At 41.8% G+C, this 21008-nt stretch carries 20 protein-coding genes and 1 other RNA gene; 7 read left to right on the top strand and 14 right to left on the bottom strand.

What is annotated here, in order from left to right; translation table 11 throughout:
• Positions 1–9: 9 nt before the first annotated feature.
• Positions 10–336: a CCC motif membrane protein gene (locus J4E06_RS00515; RefSeq protein ID WP_349522091.1), complete on the bottom strand. Its 327-nt coding sequence runs from the start codon at positions 334–336 to the stop codon at positions 10–12.
• 16 nt (positions 337–352) lie between these two features.
• Positions 353–670, bottom strand: coding sequence for a DUF2752 domain-containing protein (locus J4E06_RS00510; protein ID WP_349522090.1), 318 nt, complete (start codon positions 668–670; stop codon positions 353–355).
• An 80-nt stretch (positions 671–750) separates the two neighbouring features.
• Between J4E06_RS00510 and J4E06_RS00505 the strand changes: the two genes are divergently transcribed.
• Entirely contained in the window at positions 751–1293 is a 543-nt protein-coding gene (locus J4E06_RS00505; protein WP_349522089.1) for a DUF8465 domain-containing protein, read from the top strand.
• On the opposite strand, the gene J4E06_RS00500 is transcribed toward J4E06_RS00505, so the two are convergent.
• On the bottom strand, positions 1290–1811 hold the full coding sequence (locus J4E06_RS00500; protein WP_349522088.1) for a hypothetical protein: 522 nt from the start codon (positions 1809–1811) through the stop codon (positions 1290–1292). The genes J4E06_RS00505 and J4E06_RS00500 overlap by 4 nt on opposite strands.
• 110 nt (positions 1812–1921) lie before the next feature.
• Between J4E06_RS00500 and J4E06_RS00495 the strand changes: the two genes are divergently transcribed.
• Positions 1922–3070, top strand: a complete 1149-nt coding sequence (locus J4E06_RS00495) for a cysteine desulfurase family protein (protein ID WP_349522087.1) — start codon at positions 1922–1924, stop codon at positions 3068–3070.
• Here the strand turns inward: J4E06_RS00495 and J4E06_RS00490 are convergent, their stop codons facing one another.
• Positions 3071–3718 (bottom strand): hypothetical protein, encoded by a 648-nt coding sequence (locus J4E06_RS00490; RefSeq protein WP_349522086.1) that lies wholly within the window; start codon positions 3716–3718, stop codon positions 3071–3073. It lies immediately after the preceding gene.
• A 130-nt stretch (positions 3719–3848) separates the two neighbouring features.
• Entirely contained in the window at positions 3849–5540 is a 1692-nt protein-coding gene (locus J4E06_RS00485) for a M23 family metallopeptidase (protein ID WP_349522084.1), read from the bottom strand.
• A gap of 168 nt (positions 5541–5708) precedes the next feature.
• On the opposite strand from J4E06_RS00485, the gene J4E06_RS00480 reads away from it, so the two are divergent.
• The 5 genes from J4E06_RS00480 to J4E06_RS00460 all read left to right on the top strand — a co-directional run bounded on the left by J4E06_RS00480 (position 5709) and on the right by J4E06_RS00460 (position 8596).
• On the top strand, positions 5709–5999 hold the full coding sequence (locus J4E06_RS00480; protein ID WP_349522083.1) for a coiled-coil domain-containing protein: 291 nt from the start codon (positions 5709–5711) through the stop codon (positions 5997–5999).
• Positions 6000–6013: 14 nt separating this feature from the next.
• On the top strand, positions 6014–6307 hold the full coding sequence (locus J4E06_RS00475) for a cell division protein ZapA (RefSeq protein ID WP_349522082.1): 294 nt from the start codon (positions 6014–6016) through the stop codon (positions 6305–6307).
• A 54-nt stretch (positions 6308–6361) separates the two neighbouring features.
• Positions 6362–6471, top strand: a non-coding RNA gene (gene ssrS / locus J4E06_RS00470) — 6S RNA.
• Between the two features lie 52 nt (positions 6472–6523).
• Positions 6524–8095, top strand: coding sequence for a ribonuclease Y (gene rny / locus J4E06_RS00465; protein ID WP_349522081.1), 1572 nt, complete (start codon positions 6524–6526; stop codon positions 8093–8095).
• 75 nt (positions 8096–8170) lie between these two features.
• The gene (locus J4E06_RS00460; protein WP_349522080.1) at positions 8171–8596 is read left to right on the top strand and encodes a CBS domain-containing protein; all 426 of its coding nucleotides are present in this window, start codon (positions 8171–8173) and stop codon (positions 8594–8596) included.
• A 66-nt stretch (positions 8597–8662) separates the two neighbouring features.
• Here J4E06_RS00460 and J4E06_RS00455 read toward each other — a convergent pair whose 3' ends face one another.
• The 9 genes from J4E06_RS00455 to J4E06_RS00415 form a co-directional block, all read right to left on the bottom strand.
• On the bottom strand, positions 8663–10720 hold the full coding sequence (locus J4E06_RS00455) for a DUF349 domain-containing protein (protein WP_349522079.1): 2058 nt from the start codon (positions 10718–10720) through the stop codon (positions 8663–8665).
• A gap of 142 nt (positions 10721–10862) precedes the next feature.
• Positions 10863–11594 (bottom strand): shikimate dehydrogenase family protein, encoded by a 732-nt coding sequence (locus J4E06_RS00450; RefSeq protein WP_349522078.1) that lies wholly within the window; start codon positions 11592–11594, stop codon positions 10863–10865.
• Positions 11569–12606: a DUF368 domain-containing protein gene (locus tag J4E06_RS00445; RefSeq protein ID WP_349522077.1), complete on the bottom strand. Its 1038-nt coding sequence runs from the start codon at positions 12604–12606 to the stop codon at positions 11569–11571. Before J4E06_RS00445 ends, J4E06_RS00450 begins: the two co-directional genes overlap by 26 nt.
• 19 nt (positions 12607–12625) lie before the next feature.
• Entirely contained in the window at positions 12626–13543 is a 918-nt protein-coding gene (locus J4E06_RS00440) for a polyprenyl-phosphate transporter (RefSeq protein ID WP_349522076.1), read from the bottom strand.
• A 21-nt stretch (positions 13544–13564) separates the two neighbouring features.
• Positions 13565–14965 (bottom strand): tetratricopeptide repeat protein, encoded by a 1401-nt coding sequence (locus J4E06_RS00435; RefSeq protein ID WP_349522075.1) that lies wholly within the window; start codon positions 14963–14965, stop codon positions 13565–13567.
• A gap of 86 nt (positions 14966–15051) precedes the next feature.
• On the bottom strand, positions 15052–16248 hold the full coding sequence (locus J4E06_RS00430; RefSeq protein ID WP_349522074.1) for an aspartate aminotransferase family protein: 1197 nt from the start codon (positions 16246–16248) through the stop codon (positions 15052–15054).
• Entirely contained in the window at positions 16248–17951 is a 1704-nt protein-coding gene (locus tag J4E06_RS00425) for an OstA-like protein (RefSeq protein WP_349522073.1), read from the bottom strand. The genes J4E06_RS00430 and J4E06_RS00425 overlap by 1 nt, the downstream gene beginning before the upstream one ends.
• A gap of 294 nt (positions 17952–18245) precedes the next feature.
• Complete coding sequence (locus J4E06_RS00420) at positions 18246–18725, bottom strand: Dps family protein (protein WP_349522072.1); 480 nt, start codon at positions 18723–18725, stop codon at positions 18246–18248.
• Positions 18726–18811: 86 nt separating this feature from the next.
• Positions 18812–20923: a glycoside hydrolase family 97 protein gene (locus J4E06_RS00415; protein WP_349522071.1), complete on the bottom strand. Its 2112-nt coding sequence runs from the start codon at positions 20921–20923 to the stop codon at positions 18812–18814.
• Between the last annotated feature and the right edge of the window lie 85 nt (positions 20924–21008).

Genomic DNA, 21008 nt, shown 5'->3' with positions numbered 1-21008 from the left:
ATGATTTTCTTATTGATATTGTTCAAGAATTTCCTGCATTCTTTGTGGGTCTTGAAGGGTGTCCCAACCAAATTTAGAAATGGCCCAGATAGACAACAACAAGTAAATTACGTTAAGAACAATACCGATAATGGATAGTATTCTACCAGTTTTTACCGTTTGTAAGCCTTCATAGATTTCTGGGTTTTCAGCATATAGCTTCATGGCCTTGTTGGCCAATATTAGTCCAATCACCCCAAATATTAGTCCAATTACTCCGTAACAGCAGCAGGTTACGATTGAAATGATACCGAATACCAGGATCAATGTTGCGTTTGGAAGTTTTTGTTGTTCCATAATTTTAAGTTTTTGATTAAAAAAGGTTATTCATTTTCAAGATGTAACTTATGATGACTGTACCAGCTGTCATCAGCATCAAAGCCAACTTGATTTGTCGGGAGTATTTGAATTGCACAAAACTGCTCGTGATCAAAAAAGAAAGCAATATCAATATCGGATAAATAGCCGGATACATTTGAAAAGCGGCCACAAACTCACCGTGCAATAACAAATCAACCGAACGTTGCAGCCCACAACCAGGGCAATCCAGGCCCAGTAGCTGCTTGTTGAGACAGGGCAGCATATAATCTTCTAAATTAATGGCGGTTATGGTCGGTGTTAGTTGCATCATAGTCTGTAGCGACCGAAAAATACTATTATTTTTGTATTCAAGTTTATTTTTTACATCATTTTTTACCGCAAAAACTAATTATGGGCAAATTTTCTATTGGAGATAGGGCAGAAGTATTGGACGAGGCAATTGCGGGCATTGTACAAAAAGTGGACGGAAACAGGGTCACCTTGATTACCGAAGATGGCTTTCCGATGCAGTATTCCATCAGCGATCTGGTTAAAATTGAGGGGGATATTTCGGTGAGCAATTATGAAGCTGACCAAGTTAAAAAGCAAAAGGAACTCCCCAAACGGAGAAAAACACCAACCGTAAAACCCAAGGAACGCAGTGCTCCCAAAATGGAAGTGGACCTGCACATACATCAATTGGTAAAGTCCAGCAGAGGAATGAGCAATTACGATATCCTCAACATTCAGTTGGACACAGCCAAAAGACAGTTGGATTTTGCCATGCGAAAGCGTATCCAAAGAGTGGTGTTTATACACGGCGTGGGCGAAGGTGTTTTAAAAGAAGAGCTCCACTATTTGTTCAATAGGTACGACAATGTGAAATTTTACGATGCCGATTATCAAAAATACGGTCTCGGAGCAACCGAAGTTTATATTTTTCAGAATAGCTAGTTGGGAATAGCAGTGGTTACCTCGCCAAATTCGCTGATTGCCAAATTGGTGATACGCTCTCCGTTGCCCGTAACAAAGGAAATGCCGCTCAAACTTATGGTATGGACGAAAATCGTCTCATCCTCAGGGTCTACAATCGTTTCAATAATCACCAGACCGTCCTCAGCAATAACTTCATCAATCACCGTAGGACTTACTACAGGAATATCATCGCAGAAATAAGCATTGTTCACAGCGTCGGAAAAAACCCGGTATGTGACTTGTGACTGACTGGGAACGGTACTTTCCGTAGTAACCGTTTCCCCAACAACGCCGTTGTTAAGAGCGCCACTTTGAAGTTCTAAAATAAGGGCTTCGCTCTCATTTATTTTGAACATCAGGTTTTTTGCGTTTCTGACCGGGGCAGCGCAATATTGAAGGGAAACACTATCAAAATCAATAGTTTCAATTTGTAGATCACCGTCGCTGCAAGAAAAGAGCAGAACCAAAGTAAGCATTGAAAAGATACATTTTCTCATGCGCCAAATTTAACGCAAATCCTTTTTATTATGCCAATACTAAAGTGTACTTTAAAAGAAATTAACTTTATTTCCTGTATTTTTGCACCTGTTAAAAAGTGAACTCAACCATGCAAAAAGTGTATTTGGACAATGCTGCGACAACGCAGGTAAGGGAAGAAGTAATCAAGCGAATGCAAGAAGCCCTTGCACAGCAGTACGGTAACCCCTCTTCTACACATAGCTTTGGAAGATCTGCAAAAACCGCTGTAGAGCAAGCAAGAAAGACCATTGCTAAAACCTTGAATGCACAAGCTTCTGAAATTATTTTTACTTCGGGCGGAACTGAGGCCGACAATATGATTTTACGTTGTGCCGTGAGGGATTTGGGGGTTGAGACCATTATCACTTCCAAAATTGAACACCACGCCGTACTGCATACGGTTGAAGAACTCGAAAAAGAGTACAACATCCAATTGCTTTATGTGGATTTGGATGAATTTGGCAATCCCAACCTTGAACATCTGGAGCAATTGCTCCAAAATGATGACTCCAAAAAATTGGTAAGTTTAATGCATGTGAACAATGAGATTGGCAACATCACGGATATTGCAGCTGTTGGTGAGCTTTGTAAGTTGAACGATGCACTTTTTCATTCTGATACCGTTCAGTCCATAGGTCATTACCCCTGGGACGTACAAGCGATAAACATTGATTTTATGACTGCTGCGGCCCATAAGTTCCATGGTCCCAAAGGAATTGGTTTTGCATTTATCAGAAAAAATTCTGGACTTAGGCCAATGATTGTTGGTGGGTCACAGGAAAGAGGCTTTAGGGCGGGTACGGAGCCTTTTCACAATATAGTCGGGCTGGAAGAGGCCTTTGTAAAATCTTACGAGCACCTGGACGAAGAAATTGAAACGGTAAAAAGTCTTAAAAAATATTTTGTGGACAAGGTGTTGGAAGAAATTCCGGGAGCTCAATGCAATGGGCTTTCTGGAGATTTGGAAAAAAGTACCTATACTCTGACCAATATCCGCTTACCGTTCGATAAACAAAAAGGGTTGATGCTTTTGTTCCATTTGGATATGAAGGGCATTGCCTGCTCCAAAGGAAGTGCTTGCCAATCCGGAAGCAATCAAGGCTCCCACGTACTCAACGAGATTTTATCTGGCGAGGAACTTGAAAAGCCAAGTTTGCGCTTCTCTTTTTCCATGTACAACACCAAAGAAGAGCTTGACTATGTGGTTGAAGTTTTAAAAGAGTTCGCGAACAGTTAATTAATTCCTGTCTCTTCTTTTTTCCCTATCGTAAGGGAATTTTCGGGTGGCGGTCTTCATCATTTTATCAATGAGCTCCATGGTGTTTTTACCTGTTTTCTTGGAAATTTCGTTCTCGTACTTCCAAAGCAATTTTCCGGTTTCGCCATCACTTATTTTAACGCCGATTCTTCCGTAGTTGGCATTCCCGCTAAAATAGTCCAAAATACTGAAATCGGTGGGCACGCCTTTGGAAAGTAGAATGTTGAGATTAAGATTGCCACTAATGATTCCATCAACGTCCAAAATTTCACATAACTCCTGGGTGGTATAGGTATCGATGTTTTCGTAGTTAATATTGTTTTGGGCCAATATGGCATTGGTGTTCATTATATTTTGGAAATCCACATTGAACTTTTTACGTTTTTTTCGCTTGGAGAAATAGGTTTCCAAGGCGTTCTGTACTGCATATCCTTCTTTTTCCGCCAATATGCTCAGTTCGTCCCTGTCCACTGCTTTTTTGAGTTCCAAATGCGCTATAAAGGGAACAATGGCCAATACCTCATGGTCTTCGGTGTATTCATCAAACCGTATGCTCTCATAAATATTTTTCTGCGCCATTGCGAACGTTGAAGCAAAAAGAACAAGGGCAAAGACAATTTTTTTCATGAATCAATTTTTAATGCAACATTTACTAAATCTTGGACGATGTTGTTTTGGATGATTGGTTGACTCTTAGAATAACACAAAAAACAGACCGTTTAAAGTTGTGGACGCTTTTTCGAGTGCAAAAATAGGGCTATTTCCTGAAAAATGTTGCTACATAAGTTGAAGAGTTGCCCACATTGTCCGTAACTGTAACTTTTAGCTCACATTCCGTTTCGTTGACCACCTTATCTCCAAAATCGTAGGTTATCGTGTTTGTTTTTGGCTCATACTCCATTAAGATCCATTTGCCGTTCAAGGTAGCTGAATAGGAGTCTATACCACTAAGGTCGTCCGTTATGGTCAGGCTCAGGTAACTGTAATTGCTCAACCACTGTTTTTCCTTAAAGTTCTTGGGCCTTATTTCCGGTGCGATACTGTCCTTCACCAAAGTGTAGGTGCCCAATGTACGGGTGCGGGTGGTAAAAGAACCGTCTCGTTTATAGGTTTTGGAGTACGAAGGTCGAGCTCTACTGTCCAAATGGGCAATAAACAGTTGCTTTCTGTCGGCTACCGAGTATTTTGAAGGGTCGAAGCTTATGGTGAAATTTCGATGTGCGGCCACGCTGTTATCGTGAATGGTTATGGTGTCGCTCCCTTTTTCCAGCTTAATGAAAAAGTCTTCATAAAAGGTACTGGCCGGAAAATAAACTTTTGCGGCACCCAGATCAAAGTTGTTTGGTTTTTCAGCAATCAAATAATTATCGGTGGTTTTGTCTTTTTTACCGATTTTCGTCTCTTCTTTCTTTCCTTCGACGGGAATGATGAGTTTTGTGGTGTTTCCGGCCAAATCAGAAATAAGCAATTCCACATTGTAGGACATCCCTTCTCTCACTTTTATTTTGCCATCGTTATAAAGTGCCTTGTAGATGTTTAGATGGTTGTAGGGTTCTTTAAAACATTTTTGGATGCGTTGTCTGTGGTCGTAAAAATGGGCGTAATCGATCAGGGTGTTAATATAACGTGTCTCCCCAAAGGAGAAGGACTCAAAATCGAATTCGGAATATACCCTGCCATTTACCGATTGCTTTATGGCATAAACACCATTTTTGTTTGCGGCCATATCTAAACGATCAAAGGTATTGATGCCGAAGCCAATGGTGCCGATTGCAGTGACCTTGTCGGCCAAATACGAGCCATCAGGCTGCCGCGTATAGTTCAACTGGATTTTTTCAGCGCTCTGGTTGATTAAAGCATCATTGGACAATGGATATCCATAAAGTCCCAACAAGCTTGGGTCCGTGGCATCCCTAACCTCATACCCATAGAGCAGTGGGTTGGTGGGTTTTCCGTTTACGCTGTTTCGTATCTCAAAATGAAGGTGCGGACCGGCTGAACTGCCCGTGTTGCCAGAGTAGGCAATGGTACTTCCTTTGGTTACTTTGAGTTCACCGTAATCCGGAAACATTTCCACTTCGTAGGATTGCTTTTCGTACTGTACTTTCTTTACGTACTCCTCTATCTCTGGTCCAAACTTTTTAAGGTGTGCATATACCGAGGTGTATCCATTAGGATGCGCAACGTACAATGCTTTTCCATACCCCCAATTTGAGACTTTGATCCGCGTCACCGCACCATCGTCGATGGCAAAAACAGGCAGCCCTTCGCGTTGTTGGGTTTTGATATCCATTCCGGCATGGAAATGGTTGGAGCGGAGCTCGCCAAAAGTCCCCGCCAAAACCAAGGGAATGTCCAAAGGAGCACGGAATTCGTTTTGAGGGTATTTTTTCTGGGCAGATAAGTGTAGTGCAATAAAAAAAAGGACTAAAAAAAAGTTGCGGCGCATATAAAAATCAATAATTCCCTACGAAAGTAACCAATGTTTTGTTTTGATAAAAGCATTTAAGAGAACCGCTTAAGACTTGAAGCAACGCTTTAAGAATAAATCTTAAAAGTATTGCGAGGTTGTCCGAGGTTAGTTAACTTTGTGTAGTACGTATTGTTGTTTGCATATATGAGCGAACTTGTTGAGATTGTTGATTCTTTGGAGAACAAGGTGAGCAAATTGCTTCACAAAATGGAGCTGTTGCACCAACTCAATGCCAAGTTAAAACAGGAATTGGAACTTCAAAAGGAAGAAAACAAAATCCAACAGCAAGCACTCAGCGATTGGGAAGAAAAATATGATTCCCTGAAAATGGCGAACACAATGCTGGGTAGTAATACTAGTAAAACAGAAGCTAAGCTCAAAATAAATACATTGATTCGCGAACTTGATGTTTGCATAGCCAAGTTAGCGGATTAACAGGTACCGAAATTATGGACGAAAAGCTCAAAATAAAGCTTTCGATTGCAGATAGGGTGTATCCTTTGACGATTGATCCAAGACAGGAGGAAGGCTTGCGGAAAGCAGCCAAGAACATAGAAAATCTGGCAAAAAAGTTTGAGCAAAACTATGCCGTTCGGGACAAGCAAGATGTGTTGGCCATGTGTGCCTTACAATTTGCTTCAAAAATTGAGCAAGGTGGAATAGACCAGTCAGAAAATGCTGATGCTGCGATGCAACGGTTAAGAGCATTGGACGAATTGGTACATTCCAAAATTGGGGAATAAGTTCTTTTAAATAAAATATTGTTACTGCCCACATTGGTAATTAATTTTTGACAAACTCAACACTATTATAATTAGAAAGGGTGAGTTTAGGTTGTAAAAGCAGGCCCTACTTGTATAGGGATCCTTGATCAGTCTGTTAGCCCTAAACCTGTATTTTGGAGTTTGTACAAAACTTCTTCCGATGTGGGCTTTTTTTTTAACTAAACATAAGCAAACATGGATAATATCATAGTTATTGTTGTCGCAGCTGTTGTGGGGCTGGCAATAGGATTTGTAATTGCCAAGATGATGGAGAAGGGCAAGGCATCCAAGACCATTGCCAACGCCAAGAGAGAAGCAGCGGATATCATAAAAGAGGCCAAGAAAGAAGGTGAGGGCATTAAAAAAGATAAGATTTTTCAGGCCAAGGAGAAGTTTTTGGAACTAAAGGCAGAGCATGAGAAGGTCATTATCAACAAGGATAAAAAAATTGCCGATGCCGAAAAACGTACAAGGGACAAAGAATCCCAAGTGAGCAGTGAATTGGCCAAGAACAAAAAGCTGAACGATCAATTTCAACAAAAGATAAAAGAGGTCGAGTACAAAAGCGAGATACTCGATAAAAAACAATCCGAAGTTGAAAAACTCCATAAGAGCCAAGTGCAGCAGTTGGAAGTCATATCCGGACTTTCTGCAGAGGATGCCAAGGCACAGTTGCTCGAGTCTTTAAAGGAAACTGCCAAAAGCGATGCTATGGCGTACCTGCAAAATACTTTGGAAGAAGCAAAGCTTACCGCACAACAAGAGGCCCGAAAAATCGTGGTCAATACCATACAACGTATCGGTACCGAAGAAGCGGTGGAAAACTGTGTCTCCGTCTTCAACTTGGAGTCCGATGACGTAAAAGGACGGATTATCGGGCGTGAAGGTAGAAATATCCGTGCTTTGGAATCCGCTACAGGGGTTGAGATTATTGTGGATGATACCCCCGAGGCCATTATACTGTCCTGCTTTGATTCCGTTAGAAGGGAAGTGGCACGTTTGTCCTTGCACAGACTGGTGACCGATGGAAGAATTCACCCTGCCCGTATCGAGGAGGTAGTGAAGAAGACCGAGAAGCAAATCAACGAAGAAATAGCAGAGATAGGAAAACGTACCGTAATCGATTTAGGCATCCATGGATTGCATCCGGAATTGATCAAAGCAGTGGGCCGAATGAAATATCGTTCTTCCTACGGACAAAACTTATTGCAACACTCCAGAGAGGTTGCCAAACTTTGTGGGGTAATGGCCGCCGAACTGGGTCTTAACCCTAAACTCGCCAAAAGAGCCGGATTGCTTCACGATATTGGTAAAGTGCCCATGGCCGAAGTGGAGGTGGAAACCCCACACGCCATCTTGGGGATGCAATGGGCGCAGAAATATGGTGAAAAAGATGAGGTTTGCAATGCAATCGGAGCTCACCACGATGAAATTGAAATGACCACTTTAATATCCCCGATCGTTCAGGTTTGTGATGCTATCAGCGGTGCTCGCCCTGGCGCAAGAAGGCAGGTTTTGGACTCTTATATTCAACGTTTGAAGGATTTGGAGGATATCGCCTTCGGTTTCAATGGGGTGCAGAAAGCCTACGCCATTCAAGCAGGGAGGGAACTACGTGTTATTGTAGAAAGCGAAAAAGTGAACGATGACAAGGCAGCTGAACTTTCTTTCGAAATCTCACAAAAAATACAGACCGATATGACCTATCCAGGTCAAGTAAAGGTTACCGTAATCCGTGAAACACGATCGGTGAACGTAGCCAAGTGAGGGCTGATATTTATCATATTTTTATAACCAAAATCAGGCTAATTTCATTCAGGGAATTGATAAATAACTTGAGTGATGAAAAATAGTGTACCCGTTTCAAAAATAATGACCAAAAAACTGGTCACGCTCACGACCAAAGATGATTTGGTTACTGCAGAAAGGCTTTTCAAGAAGCATCATATTCGACATATTCCTGTTGTTGAAGGTAGTTCCATCGTGGGAATACTGAGCTACACCGATTTGTTGCGTATCAGTTTTGCGGATGCGGTGGATGAGCATGAGGAATTTGTGGATACCATTGTATATAATATGTTCACCATTCCTCAGGTGATGGTCAACGATGTTATGAGTGTAGCATCCGATACTTCAATCAAGGATGTGGCACGTTTTCTCTCAAAAAAAGAATTTCATGCGCTGCCTGTAGTGGATAACGGCAAACTTGTGGGGATAGTCACCACTACGGATTTGATCAACTATTTGTTGGAATGTATTGAATCTTAGACGGGAGAAGTCAAAGGGCCGCTAGTTTTAGCGGCCCTTTGATATTTTTCCATAGAAAACGGAATCTTATTCCTCTTCGTTACTGTCGTTTTCCTCTTCTTCGTTGCCCTTGTTAAGTTTGTGTTCCAGAATATTCAACTTCTTCATTTTCTCTTTCCAAGTTTGAAGCGCTTCTTTTTGTTTGTCCAATTTGTTGACAACTTCTTTGACCAAGGGATTGTCTTCAGAATCATCTGAGAAAAACTGAAGATTGTTCTCCAATTGACGGATTTCCGATTTCACTTCGTCAATCTTGCGCTTTACAAAAACACGTTCGTTGCCAATGGCGTAGTTATCCTCGGTTTTGGCCAGTTCCTGTACCTTGTTTCCGTATTTGAGCAGTTCCGATTGTTGTTTGCCTACCCCCAATTTTTTCAAGAGCGCATCCACAATTTTATTGAACTTGCTATTGATGTGTTTTTTATTGTAGGGAATGCGACCATACTTTTTCCACTCGGCCAAAAAGGCTTTAACTGCTTCAATATCCTTTGTCTTGTCGCCGCTAAGCTGAAATTCTTTGAGGCGGTCCAGACATTCGCTTTTCTTCTTAAAGTTTTCGAACTCTTCTTGGTGTGCTTCGTTCTTTTCAGCGTGCAAACGGTCAAAATAATGGTTGCAGGCGTCCTTGAACTCTTTCCAAATTTTATCGGAGTATTTTCTGGGAACATGGCCAATTTTCTTCCAGTCCCTTTGTATGCGCTTCATTTGAGGGGTCACCTCGTTCCAATCATCACTATCTTTCAAAGAAATGGCAAGCTCCAACAGTTCCTTTTTCTTTTCTAGGTTTTGCTGTTGCTCTTTTTTCTGATTTTTGTAGAAGGCATTTTTGGTGCGATTGAACTTACGTACCGTTTCCTTGAATTGGCTCCAAGTTTCTTCGTTGACCTTTTGAGGTACCTTTCCAGCTTTAAAGAACGAATCCCTGAGCGATTCGACCTCTTTTATTTGTTGCTGTATGCCTCTGTGGTTGTCCGCGACGTTTTCGGCTATTTTAGCAATGTTGGCTATAATCCCTTGCTTTTTCTCCAGGTTTTTTTCGTAGACCTTTTCCAATTCCTGAAAGTGTTCTTGCCTACGCTGGTGCATGGCCTTGGTAGCGGTACTGAATTTTTCCCAAATTTCTTCACGATGTTCCTTGGCAACGGGGCCGATGTCCTCTTTCCAAATCTTGTGAAGCGTTTGCAATTCCCTAAAGGCTTTGTTCAAATCTGGTTCTTCGGCCAAAGCTTCGGCGCGCTCCACCAATTTTTGCTTTTCCTCAAGGTTATGTTTAAAATCAAGGTCCCGCAACTCACGGTTTAAGTGAAGAAAATCATAAAAAATCTCCATATGGTGGTGGTAGGTGCGCCAAACATCGTTGTAATTGGTACGAGGGATGGGCCCAGCATTTCTCCACCTGTTTTGCAGATCTTTAAAGTTGTTGTAGGTGGTGTTGATATCCTCTTCAATATCAATGAGTCCTTTTAGCTCTTCAATAATATCCAATCTTTTTTGCAAATTGGATTTTAGGGATTGATCGAGTTGCTTGTAGTATTGGTCCCGCTTTTCACGAAAGTCGGAATATACTTCATTGAATTGCCTTTTGGCAACGGAATTATATCGAAAATCAATTTCATTGCCTCCTTTGGACACAAACTCCTCCTTTTTCTCATCCAGAAATTCTTGGAATTTTTGGTCAAACTCGTACTTAATGGCGCTTACATGCTTGTTGATGGCCTGTACTTTCTCGTTTTTTACCAAACGTTGTAATTCCCCGACCAAGTTTTCCATGGTCATGGAGTGGTAATCCAACATAGGGATGGTATGCCGTTTCTCGTTTTCAGCATCTTCTGCATCCTCCGCATTGGATTCATCGATTTCATCTAAATGCTCTTCGGAATCATTTTTTTCGGAATCGTTCTCACTGTTTTTGGATTCGGAAACAGTCTCTTTTTTAGGTTCTTGTGACTCTTCAGTGTCAGATACGGTTTCTTCGGACACTTTGGGTTCGGCCGGAGTAGCTTCTTCCACTTGTCCTTTTGTGTTTTCTGGTTTTTCCTCTGTTCCACCTTCAGCTTGCTGAAGTTTATGATCGTTTTCCTGCATCCGTAGCTTGTTTACCTATTTGATTGATGATAATTATAGCCAATTTAACAACTTAATTGTCTAATAGCAAAAGTATTGATTCTTCTTTTATGGACGGAGATAGTTGTGCGGATGGGTGAAATACTTATGTTTACTCCTTTTTTTAGACATTGTTCCAGATTTCCCAAGCTTTTTCCGCTTGGTGCTCCAACATGCTTAGCCCATTGCAGATGATTGCTCCTTTCGTCTCGCCTGAAGCTAGGAAACTGGTTTTTTCTGGATTGTAGATCAAGTCGTACAATAAATGTTTGGACCCGATATATTGGTAGGGGAGTGCGGGTTTGTCCTCAACATTGGGGTAGGTTCCCAGTGGGGTACAGTTGATGATCAGGGTGTTTTTTTCTATGATACCCTTGTCCACTTCTCCATAAGTGTACTGACCTTGGTTTTTGTTGCGAGAAACATAGGTGTTGGCAATCCCCAGTTGGTCCAAAACAAAACGAACGGCCTTGGAAGCACCACCTGTGCCCAGAATCAATGCATTTTTATGATGGGGTTTTAGGAAGGGTTCCAATGATTTTTGAAAACCATAGGCATCAGTGTTGAAGCCTTTTAGTCCGTTTTCAGTGAATTGTATGGTGTTCACGGCCCCAATTTTTTCGGCTTTTGCGTCCAATTCGTCCAAATAGGGGATGACATCTTCTTTATAGGGAATGGTAACGTTGAACCCTTTGAGGTTGTCTTGGGCGATCACGTTTTTAAACTCGTCTATTTTTTGAATATCAAAATTCTCGTAGCTATGGTCATTTAATCCTAAAGCCTTGAATTTTTCGGAGAAATATCCTTGCGAAAAAGAATAAGATATATTTTTACCTAGAAGCCCGAATCTGTTCATTTTTTTTCCTGTTGTTGCCATACCAATCCAAAACCAATAATACCAAAATCCCCATTAAAACAAAAAGCATGGCCCACCAAGTTTCTGCCTCGGTCATATTTGGAAAATGCCGTGTATAATTCAGAATAATTTTATCTCCATTGGAATCCAATAAGGGGTTGCCGGCTTCGTCCAATTTAAAAATGGTTCTTTTCCAGGGCCATAGAACGCCCAGGGAACCTGTGATAAAGCCTAACAATACAGCAGTAGTGGTTGCCTTAAAGTGTTTTAGCACATAACTGAGCAAATGTGAAAAACTGACCAAGCCCGTAATGGAGCCGAGCGTGAAAACGGCCAATATTTTTAGGGTCTGTAAACGTTCTGTGTTTTTAACAAAACTGAAATCTCCTGAAAAAACTTCGGAAAAAGTATCGTAGAGCGCGTTGACCGAATCCACCAGTAGCAATACATAATTTCCCAATAGGATCAATATAAAAGAGCCGGACAAACCGGGAAGTGTCATCCCAGAAACGCTAACAATGCCACAGAAAAAAATAAAAAGTAAATTGTCATTTTCTTTGGCGGGGCTTAAAAAACTTATGGAAACACCAATGATCAACCCAATGATGCCGGCAGGAATCGTGCGTTGGTTCCAAGGGGCGAAATCTTTTCCGATGTAGTAAATGGAACCTATGACCATGCCAAAAAACGTCGCCCAAACAAAGAGTTCGTTATGGTCCAAGAAATAGTCCAAAATTCTGGACACGCTAAAATAACTCACCAACATTCCAAAGATCAATAGGCCTAAAAACTTGGCATTGATGTACTGGAAAAAACTTTTAAAACGACCGTTAAAGAATAGTTTCAGCGCTTTCGAATTCAGTTTTTGCAGCGAATAGATGAATTCTTCATAAAAACCGGCAACAAAGGCAACAATACCACCTGAAACCCCAGGAACCTTGTTGGCAGCCCCCATACAGAGACCTTTGATGACCAAGAAGAAGTTGTCCAGAAATGTTCTAGGTTGATGCATTTGCACAAATAGGTTTTCCTTATTTTTTGGAAGCTAATCTTTCCAGGATAAAAATAAGTGAAAAACCTAGGATGGCTAATAGAATTGCAAGCATTAATTTACTATCGCCCTCAAAAGCACCTGGAAGTACGTTCATATCATCCACAACGATGGTCTTTTCGCCAAAGGTTTTGGTTTCCAAAACCTTTTTCCAAGGCCAAATTTTGTTCAAAGAGCCCAAAATAAACCCTGTTAAAAGTGCCAGGGTGATGTTTTTATAATGATTGAACATCCATTTGAGCAAGCGGGCAAAGCTCAGAAGTCCAAAAATAGCCCCAACGCCCACGGTCAAAATTATTTTGATGTCCCTTTCGTGAACAGCATCCAAGATAGTTTTATAGGAGCCCAACAATACAAGAATAAATGCTCCCGAAATACCTGGAAGGATCATGGCGCAGATGGCCAATGCACCGGAAAGAAATAAATAGGGCAGGCTATCCACATTGTCGTTGGCAGGCAGTTCTGTTATAAAAAAGGCTAAGGCGCTCCCAAAAATTAAAACAATCACGGTTCCCATGGTCCATCTGGTGATTTCTTTGCCCACCATAAATATCGAGGCGACCACCAATCCAAAGAAAAATGACCATAATAAGATAGGTTCGTTCTCCAAAAGCCAACTCAGAAATTTTGCCAAGGAGAGTACACTGATAAAGATTCCCAAGAAGAGAGCCAACAAAAAGTTTCCATTGACTTTGTTCCATACGGCTTTGATGCCATCTTTCCTTAAAATTGAGATGAGGGAAAGGTCTATGTTGTTGATAGAGGTTATGAGTTCTTCGTAGATACCAGAGATAAAGGCAATGGTTCCTCCTGATACTCCCGGGACAACGTCCGCGGCACCCATGGCCATTCCTTTCAGGGTGATAAAAACGTAGTCCAGTATACGACGTGCTTGCATTAATTTGGTAATAAGGCGGGGCTACTTGGCCGTTTTCCTGATTTTTGAAACTAGCGCTTTTACCCAATCAACTTCAATGAATTCCGGGAATTCTTTTTCAAACTGCTGCAATTTACCAATATCCAATTTCATGGCCTTGGATAAGATGCTTTTTGCTTCGTCCAAATCGTGATTTTTTAAATGGATACCGGCCAATTTGTAGGTAAGGTCCGAATTGTCCGGATAAAATTCCAGTCCTTGGATCAGAACTTGGATTGCAGAATTGTAGTCCCCTATGCCATTAAGCACTTCTGCCCAGTTTGCCCAAGTTCCCAACTCGTAATTACCCAAGTCCACGGTTTGCTTGTAGGCAAAGTCAGCTTCGTCCAAATTATCCATGGCCGAATATATTTTTGCTGCTTTTTTCCAATATTTAGGGTTTTCCCCATCAATATTTATGGCCTTGTTGATATAATACAGGGCTTTTTCATAGTTTTTTTGTCCAAAATGGAAATCGGTAATGGCCAACCAACCCTTATCCAATAATGGGTCTTCGTGAACGGTGTGGTAGTAATAGTACTTTGCCAAATCGTAGTTGCCCAGTTTTTCGTGGCATTTGCCCAAACGAAGAAAAGCGTACGATGTGGGGTCTTCTATGGATATGGTTGATTCGTAATTCTCGATGGCTTCGTTGTATCGTCCCAATTTTTCCAACACCTTGCCTTTTTCAAAGTAGGCACCGATAAAGGAGTCATCGGAAATAACGGCAAAATCAAAAGCGGTCAATGCCTCGATATAGAGCTTTTTGGCCAAGTACATTTTACCTAGTTGATGCCAGGCCACCTCGCAATAGGGATTTCTGTCCAAATAATCGTTCAGGTAATAGATGCTGCCATCAAAATCTTCCAAAAACTCAAAACAATATACTACATTATATAGCGAAGAGTAATCCCTGTCATCAATCTCGACACAACGCATAAAGCTGAGTTTGGCCTGCTCGTAATCATCCATAAAAAGATACTCCATTCCCAAAAGGGAGTGAATGTCGAAAGAGTGGTCGGTAATGTCCAAGGCCTCCAATAACAGGTTAACGGCTTCTTGATGTTTGTCCTGCTTGGAACGGATATTGGCTCGTTGGATAAAGACTTCTTCGTTGGCCGCGTTAATGTTCTGAATTTCATCTAGAAGCGTCTCGGCGGCATCAAATTTATCTTCAAAAGCCAACACTTCGACCTGTAAAAGCTTCAATTCCATGGAATTTGGATGTTGCTCCAAGCCAATCTGAATCGCTTTCTTTCCCAAGGAGATTTTACCGTTGTTCAGGTAGTGATGAATAATTTCCTCAAAGTCCTCCGCATCAAAGAAGTAGACGTCATCCGTCTTGAGCATGGACTCAAACTTGTTAATGGATTTGTCAGGATATTCGTTAGATTCTAACGCCATAGGAACGTTTTTGGTTGAACTATGGACTTAAAATTAACCCTTTGCGGTTCTGTTTAAGTCCAAATTCGGTGTATGTTATCAACAAATTAGTTAACAGTGTCGGGTTGGTAGCTATTTAAAATACTGATAATTTGGTCGCAACCCGCCTTAATTTCTTTCATTGAAATAGTTAATGGGGGTGATATTCTCACGGCCTTGGACTCAAATAAAAGCCAAAAAAGTATCAACCCTTTTTTAGCGGCTTCAAGAACCAAATAATCGGCTATTTCCTTGTTTTGCATTATTGGAGCAAGCATTAAACCCTTGCCTCGTATTTCGTTTATTAAGGGATGTTGCAATAGTTTTCTGAACAATTCTTCTTTTTCCAGGGTTTGTGGGATCAGGTCTGTTTCGGTAATTTCTTTCAAGGTGGCCAAACTTGCTGCGGCAATTACAGGGTTTCCTCCAAAGGTGGTCAGGTGGCCGAATTTTGGATTCTCTTTTAAATCGGACATCAATTCCTTAGATGCCACAAAAGCTCCCACGGGCAAGCCCGAAGCCATTCCTTTTCCAATAACCAAGATATCCGGAGGGCAGTTAAAGTGTTCAAAGGCAAATAATTTGCCTGTTCGGCCAAAACCGGGTTGGATTTCGTCCAATATCAGCAGGGCTCCAACTTCATCACAGCGTTTTCTCACCTTTTTCAGATAATTGTTTTCTGGTAAAATAAACCCAGCGCCCCCTTGAATGGTCTCCAAAACCACTGCGGCAGTTTTCTCGGTGATATTTTCAAGCTCTTCCCCAACATTGAAAGTAATATACCTGACATCTGGAATTAGCGGTCTAAAGGGACTTTTTCGTTCCTCCAGCCCCATAAGGCTTAAACTACCCATCGTATTGCCGTGGTAGGCTTTTTTTGCCGCAACTATCTGCGAACGACCAGTATGTCTGCGAGCCAATTTCAAGGCACCCTCCATAGCTTCCGTTCCCGAATTGACCAAATAGGTGGTGTTCAGATTTTTAGGAAGGAGGGAAGCCAATAATTTGGAGTATTCCACGGCGGGCCGTTGCACGTACTCGCCATAGACCATCACATGCATATATTGGTCCACTTGCGTTTTGATGGCATCAACCACTTTGGGGTGGCAATGTCCCAAACTGCAAGCGGAAACTCCTGCCACAAAATCCAGATGGGCATTACCGTCTTGGTCGTAGATGTAGCTTCCTTTGGCATGCGAAACTTCCAAGGCCAACGGATGGGGTGAGGTTTGCGCTTGGTATGTAAAAAAATCGCTTTTGGACATTACGGACTCTGTGCTTTCTTTTTAAGAACGGGCTTTTTGGGTTTTACTGCCTTGGTGTTGGGCGCATTGATCGGGTCGTTCTCGTTGTTTTGGCGTTCGTTTTCCTCTGCATCAATGTCAATAGGATTGTCTATGCCCCTAATTTTAACCAGCTCTATATTGTTGTCGTCTTCGTCAAAAATTTCTTCCCAAGACATCATCCGTTCATCGCCGCGCCAAACAAAACCTTTTAATTTACGACTCTCCACGGGCAAATCGGATTCGGGGAAAATATCACCATCGGGGGTCACGTAAAAGGTAATGTCCTCAATGTCGTTATCCGCCATCAAGAGGCGAATTTTACTGCAGATGGTCTTATCTATTCCGATGAGCTCTTGGTCATCGTTGTAGACATAATAGATGACCTCGGTGTTTTGGACGAGGTCGATGATCTTCAACTCGTTTTCTATGAATTTTCCGAAGAGGTTTTTTCCTTTTGCTTGATTATACCCTGTTCCGCTAATGGTATCCAACGAAATGATGAAGGCATTTTCTATCACTTTTAGTGAATCCAATTTATCGGTCTCCATATCGGATATCAAATGAATGCTGTCTCCAGTAATTTGATTGTCCACGTTCCACAAAATGGGGTCGGTGATCAATTCGGTAATTCCTGTTTTTTCATCAAAATGAATAGAGTCCGATTTCCCGCTTAAATCCGTTTTGTAGAATTTGGCATTTCTGAAAGCCCTTACAATGCGTTCCTCTTCTTTCCCGGTCACCATAAGCGTGTCTCCGTGCATGTAGAGTGAATCTTTTTGCACCAAACTGATGGAAACCGCTCTTTTGGTGGCAAAAACGGAGTCTTTGGCCTTGTGCACTTCTGCGTAATGAGCCCGGATTACCCCGTCGTTTATGGTATCCGTAATCTGGATGTTGTTGGTGGCAGATGCAAATTCGGTCGCCTTATCAAAATAGAGACTGTCTCCTTCAATGATTTTATTGTCGTAATCGATTCGGGTGTTTTTGATGCCGTAGCCTTGCTCAATGGTAGTATCGTAAAAGCCACGTTCGCAATATATTTTATATTCCTCGCCGGTTATTGTTGATGGACCGTACATATAGGCATTTTTGGAGGTGGTATAGTAGTCCAACTGCTCGGAATCGATAATATAATCCGGATTATCTATGTGTACGTTCCGTTGAAATTGATACTTTTTGGGTGTCATAAAATAGGTGCCAACTTTACTGGTAAGCACATTGGCGGAATCTACCACTTTACCACCTGAGTTGTAGTAGGCCTGTTGTTTTTCTCGATCAAAATAAAGGGTGTCTGTGGTCAATGTCATTTGGCCATTCGTCAAATCTACTTTCTCCCACGCTTTGGCCAGTTTGGTGTTACCGTCATAATTCATTTTACCACTGTTCATCTCAATGGAATCTCCTTGCTGCAAACGGATGTTCCCAATGGCTTTTAAACGATTCTCTTCGGCATAGAAAATAGCAATGTCACACCAAAGGTCAGCTCCTTGGTGTTCAAATTGTACCTGTCGCTCATCGTCCTTGCTAAAAATGGATGCACCCGGGAACTGCGCTTCATCTTTGGTAAAATTGGCTCCGTAGACAATGTTGATTTGTCTACCGCCCTCGGGTTGTTCTTCCTGAGCAAATACACTAAAAGCGAAAAGGCATAGAATAAAAAATGAAATGCTTTTCAAATGCATAAATTTTGCCCAAAAGTAGGATTTTTAACGGACGTGGCATATACCGTTTAGAAAGCTTTGGGAATTCTCTTTCAGGTGATTGTGACCAATTTTATTTTCCGCGCTTTAGGGTAAGGGTAATTTGTCCGCAATGGTAGGTGTTGGATATGGAATCTCATTATTGTCAGGCTAAAGGTTAAAATCCCTCTCCAGTCTCCCCAAAGGATAAAAGTTTCCCTCCTATGGAGAGATTAAAGGAGGACTTAAAAGAATTTCAATCTTTTTGAAAACTATGGATTTCAAATCCATAATGGTTTATTTGTTTAAAAATGCTGAATACATCCAAATCAGTTTTTCCTGCTCACGAATGTAGTCACTCATCAAGGCATTGGTCCCCTCATCGTTGGAGTCTCCTGACATTTCCAGAAGCTCTCTTTCCAAAGGAAGAAGTACTTCGTAACCATTTAGGATTGCCTGAACCGCTTCTCTGCCACTTGTAACATTCTTCGCAGCTTTAATCTTGGATAGCTCTGAATAATCGGCATAGTTGTGCAATGGAGTAAACCCTAGGGTTAAAATTCTTTCTGCTATTTCATCGATTTTTACCAGAGAGTCGTTGTAGAGCTCTTCAAACTTTGCGTGAAGTTCAAAAAACTTTTCGCCCTTAATGTTCCAGTGGAAACCACGGGCATTCATATAAAATATTTGATAGTTGGCCAAAAGTTGGTTCAGTTTGTCGGATAGGTCGCTAGATATTTGTTTGTCCAGACCTATTTGATTGAGGTTATGTGTCATGTCAGCTTGTTTTTATTTGATTCAAAGATAAAGGAAATATGCTGTGTTTAAAGTGATATAAGTCACATAGACCAGTGATGAATCAATCATTTTTTCTTGATCAAACTAATGGCAAATCCGCCTCCTTCCGCTAATTGAACCGTCAAAGCGGAACCTTTGCTAATGTTTATTTCTTCAATGCTGATTGCTGTCGGATTGTTTTCATAATGTGCACCCTCAGCATCTTTGTAAATAGCGGCTTCATACTCCACACCATCATCCAGAAAATCAAAATTAATACTGACTTCTCTAGCATTTTCATCAGTAATTCCACCAACAAACCAGTTTCCTGTTTTTCTTTCCTTTCGGGCAATGGTCACATAGTCGCCCACCTCGCCGTTCAACACATGCGTTTCGTCCCAATCCACACCTACATCCCGAATAAACTGGAATGCGGGCTGATTCTCATAATTTTCGGGAAGGTCGCAGGCCATTTGAACAGGACTGTAGATGACCACATAAAGGGCTAACTGCTGAGCTAGTGTAGTACTTACGCGATTATCTTCCTTGTTGGGGATTTCAATATCAAAAACTCCTGGGGTGAAATCTATGGGGCCCGCCAACATTCTTGTAAATGCCACAATGGGGAGGTGTTCTGGTGGATTTCCGCCATCGGCCGACCATGCATTGAATTCCTGACCACGAAGCCCTTCCCTGGCAATGGCATTGGGATAGGTTCTTCGGATTCCGGTGGGTTTGATGGGTTCATGGGCGTTGATGGCCACCTTGTACCCAGCCGCTGTTTCCAACACTTTTCGGTAATGGTTCACCATCCACTGGCCATGGTGGTATTCTCCTTTGGGAATTATTTTTCCCACATACCCCGTCTTGACCGAGCTCATGTCATATTTCTTCATCAGTTGGAAAGCTGTATCCAATTGTTGCTCGTAAGTCCTTGGAGCAGCTGAGGTCTCATGGTGCATGATGATTTCCACCCCTTTTTCCTTGGCGTAGCGGTTCAATTCATCCAAGTCGTAATCAGGGTAGGGGGTCACAAAATCGAAAACGCCTTCACGGTCCTCGACACCTATCCAATGTTCCCATCCGGTATTCCATCCTTCAACTAAAACACCTTTAATGTTGTTTTTGGCCGCAAAGTCGATATATCTTTTTGTGTTTTCGGTGGTGGCCCCATGTTTGCCGGTGGGTTTCAAATCTTGGGTAAAGGTGTTCATATCCTGCGAACCGGCATAGTCCCAAGTTGATTTACCTACGTGCATTTCCCACCAAATTCCAACATACTTCTTGGGTTCAAACCAGCTAATATCACCAAGTTTGTTGGGTTCGTTCAGGTTTACGATCAATTTGGACTCGATGAGCTCACTGGCCTTATCCGCAATTTGAATGCTTCGCCATGGTGTTTTAAAGGGAAGTTCCCGCTTCACTTTGTACCCCGATCGGTCGGAACCGACCAACTCACTGGTCAATAACCAAAACTCCGTATCAACTTTCAAAGTCATCCCTGAATAGTCCGTTAGGTTGGCTTCATGAAAACTCAAGTGAAGCCCATTTTCGCCCCGCATGGTGACAGGGGTGTTCACGGCGTTTTCAGGAATGTAGCTTGCGGCAAGGTCGGTATTGTTCCTTTTGGAAAGGGCGTCGATTTCGGAAACCTTGGTGGTGTTGTACAGGTGTTCATAGATATCCCAATCGCCGGGAATCCACCATGTGGTATAATCTTCGGTCAACTGAAATTCGGTGTTTTCGTCCATGATGATAATGCTATCGACACCTTCTTGGGGAAGAAATTCATAGCGGAAGCCAACTCCGTCATCATAGACCCTGAAATAAATATTGAATTGACGATTGGGAGCTTCTGATTCTTCCAAGGTAACGACCAATTCGTTGTAGTGGTTCACCACTTCCTTTTGTTCGCCCCAGGGCATTTCCCAAGTTTCATTGACCAAATTTTCGGTGGAGCTCACAATGCTCAGTCCAGTTTTCAAAGGTTTCTGATGCTGAAAGTCAAACCCCATGGACGAGGAGTCGATAACAGTTTCGTTTCCATGATGCACTAAATAATAGGGTGTGCCATCTTCCGATAGGCCAAAATCAATAGAATTGGTCCCGCTGGGAGATGCTACCGATAATTGTGAAGGTTCTTTAGTACAGGAAATAAAAACTCCCATTAACAATAAAAGGGCCAGTGCTTTGTTCATGACATTGATTTTTAATCAATTATATGTGTAATAAAAAAATGTCCTGTATAGGAAAACAGGACTTTGAAATTACTGAAAAATGAAC

Origin of the sequence: Allomuricauda sp. NFXS6, assembly GCF_040148835.1 — a bacterium.
Classification (GTDB): Bacteria; Bacteroidota; Bacteroidia; order Flavobacteriales; family Flavobacteriaceae; genus Flagellimonas.
The sequence above is the reverse complement of the archived record's forward strand: the minus strand, read 5'-3'. Positions and strand labels throughout refer to the sequence as shown.